2 protein-coding genes and 1 pseudogene are annotated in these 3,004 nt (G+C 64.2%); 2 read left to right on the forward strand and 1 reads right to left on the reverse strand.

Annotated elements, in window-relative coordinates:
- Window positions 1-170: 170 nt before the first annotated feature.
- The gene (locus tag BST27_RS29955) at window positions 171-1,010 is read right to left on the reverse strand and encodes a crotonase/enoyl-CoA hydratase family protein (protein ID WP_139805471.1); all 840 of its coding nucleotides are present in this window, start codon (window positions 1,008-1,010) and stop codon (window positions 171-173) included.
- Between the two features lie 39 nt (window positions 1,011-1,049).
- On the opposite strand from BST27_RS29955, the gene BST27_RS29960 reads away from it, so the two are divergent.
- Together BST27_RS29960 and BST27_RS29965 are read left to right on the forward strand one after the other, a co-directional pair.
- Window positions 1,050-2,702, forward strand: coding sequence for an acyl-CoA synthetase (locus BST27_RS29960; protein ID WP_069421294.1), 1,653 nt, complete (start codon window positions 1,050-1,052; stop codon window positions 2,700-2,702).
- A pseudogene (locus BST27_RS29965) lies at window positions 2,699-3,004 on the forward strand (fructosamine kinase family protein); the annotation flags it as partial. The gene BST27_RS29960 and the pseudogene BST27_RS29965, both read left to right, overlap by 4 nt.

The raw sequence follows: 3,004 nt of genomic DNA on the forward strand, positions 1-3,004 counted from the left end.
CCCTGGTCTGCCGTATTGCAGGGGCGCCCGGCGTCGGACCGGCTCTAGTGGGCTCGGCTGGTGTACCGGCAGTGGCGCGCGCGAAACGCACTCCCGACAGGTGAGCCGCGTCGACGCATCGCGCGACCTCGTCGGGGCAATCCGCGCCCTACGTCACGTAAACGTGTGGGTCAGCGGTTCTGGAAATTGGGCTTGCGCTTCTCGGCGAACGCCCGCGGGCCTTCCTTGGCGTCGTCGGACAGGAACACCTGGATGCCGATCTGGGTGTCGAGCTTGAACGCCTCGTTCTCGTGCTGCCCCTCGGTTTCGCGGATCGTGCGAAGTATCGCCTGGACGGCCAGCGGTCCGTTGTTCTCGATGATCTCCGCGATCTCGAGGGCCTTGGTCAGCGCCTGACCGTCGGGGACGACGTGCCCGATCAGACCGATTTCCTTGGCCTCGGCGGCGGTGATGTGCCGTCCGGTCAACAACAGGTCGCAGGCCACCGTGTAGGGGATCTGACGCACCAGGCGCACGGCCGAGCCGCCCATCGGGTACAGGCTCCACTTGGCCTCCGAGATGCCAAACTTGGCGCTCTCGCCGGCCACGCGGATGTCGGTGCCCTGCAGAATCTCGGTGCCACCGGCGATCGCGGGTCCCTCTACGGCGGCGATCAGCGGTTTGGTCAGCCGCCGCCCTTTGAGCAAGGCGTCGATACGTGACGGGTCGTAGCTGCCGTCCTTGAAGGAGTCGCCGGGCGGCTTCTGGGTCGCCGTCTTGAGGTCCATGCCAGCACAGAAGTAGCCACCGGCCCCAGTAAGAATGCAGCATCGGATGTCGGGATCGTTGTCGACGCGGTCCCAAGCCTCGACCATGATTTGCATCATTTCGCTGCTCAGCGCGTTCCGACGGTGGGGCCGGTTCATGGTCACGATCAGCGTGTGACCGCGCTGTTCGATCAGTGCGTCCGGTCCGGCCTCGTTTGCTGGAGCCTCGGTCACGATTACCGCCTCTCGCTCGTCATTGGGCATCAGCTTGTCAAGAAATGTAACACGTTCTAATTTGGTCCCGTGGCCCTGAACATTGCTGATCTCGCCGAGCACGCCATCGACGCTGTGCCTGACCGCGTCGCCCTTATCTGTGGCGACGAGCAATTGACCTACGCCCAGTTGGAGGAGAAGGCCAACCGCCTCGCGCACTACTTGCTCGAGCAGGGCGTGCAGAAGGACGACAAGGTCGGACTCTACTGCCGCAACCGCAACGAGATCGTGATTGCGATGCTGGGCATCATCAAAGCGGGCGCCATCTTGGTGAACGTCAACTTCCGCTATGTCGAGGGCGAACTTCGCTACCTGTTCGACAACTCCGACATGGTGGCACTGGTCCACGAGCGCCAGTACTCGGACCGGGTGGCCAACGTGCTGCCCGACACCCCCGATGTCAAGACGATTCTGGTGGTGGAAGACGGCAGCGACAAGGACTACCAGCGCTACGGGGGAGTGGAGTTCTACTCGGCGATCGCCAACAGTTCGCCCGAGCGCGACTTCGGCGAGCGCAGCGCCGATGATATCTACCTGCTCTACACCGGTGGCACGACGGGATTCCCGAAGGGGGTGATGTGGCGCCACGAAGACATCTACCGAGTGTTGTTCGGCGGAACCGACTTTGCGACGGGCGAATTCGTCAAGGACGAATACGATCTGGCCAAGGCCGCCGCGGCGAATCCGCCGATGGTCCGGTATCCGATTCCCCCAATGATCCACGGCGCCACCCAATCTGCCACCTGGATGTCGCTTTTCTCCGGCCAAACCACCGTGCTGTCACCGGAATTCAACGCCGACGAGGTGTGGCGAACGATTCACAAGCACAAGGTGAATCTGTTGTTCTTCACCGGCGACGCGATGGCGCGGCCGCTGCTGGATGCGCTGCTGGCGCATCAGGAAGCTGGAAACGAATACGACCTGTCTTCGCTGTTTCTTCTGGCGAGTACCGCCGCGTTGTTCTCGCCGAGCATCAAGGAGAAACTCCTTGAGCTGCTTCCGAATCGGATCATCACTGACTCAATTGGCTCGTCCGAGACCGGATTTGGTGGCACCAGCATCGTCGCCAAGGGTGCACCGCACACTGGCGGCCCGCGGGTGACCATCGACCACCGCACCGTCGTCCTGGACGAAGACGGCAACGAGGTAAAGCCGGGCTCCGGCGTCCGCGGGTTCATCGCCAAGAAGGGCAACATTCCGGTCGGCTACTACAAGGACGAGAAGAAGACCGCCGAGACGTTCAAAACCATCAACGGTGTGCGGTACGCGATTCCGGGTGACTGGGCCCTGGTCGAAGAGGACGGAACCGTCACGATGCTTGGCCGCGGTTCGGTGTCGATCAACAGCGGCGGCGAGAAGATCTACCCGGAGGAGGTCGAGGCGGCGCTGAAAGGTCATCCCGACGTCTTCGATGCGCTGGTGGTCGGGGTGCCCGACCCACGCTACGGCCAGCACGTGGCCGCGGTCGTTCAGCCCAGGGAAGGGGCACGTCCGTCGTTGGCCGAACTGGACGCCTTCGTGCGGACGGAGATCGCGGGATACAAAGTGCCGCGCAGCCTTTGGTTTGTCGACGAGGTGAAGCGCTCACCGGCCGGCAAGCCAGACTACCGCTGGGCGAAGGAGCAGACCGAGGCGCGGCCCGCCGACGACGTGAACGCTGCGCACGTGACGACGGGAGCCTGAACGCGACCTCGTCGGGCGGGACGGGCGTTTTCGTCAAGCAGCGTTCGGGAGCGCCTGCCGGCTTCTTCGGCTGGGAAGCCGCGGGCTTGCGATGGTTGTCGAGCGTGCCGGGTGGCGTGCCCTGCGCGCAGGTGCTGTCCGTTGACGCCACGAGCCTGACCCTGCGCCGGCTCACTGCGACGGCGCCGACCTCCGAATCGGCATTCTTGTTCGGAAGCCAATTGGCCGTCACGCATGACGCGGGCGCGGCTGCGTTCGGGGCGGGGCCCGAAGGGTGGGACGGGCCGGGGGTCTTCGGGCCG

This window comes from Mycobacterium intermedium, assembly GCF_002086275.1.
Taxonomy (GTDB): Bacteria; Actinomycetota; Actinomycetes; order Mycobacteriales; family Mycobacteriaceae; genus Mycobacterium; species Mycobacterium intermedium.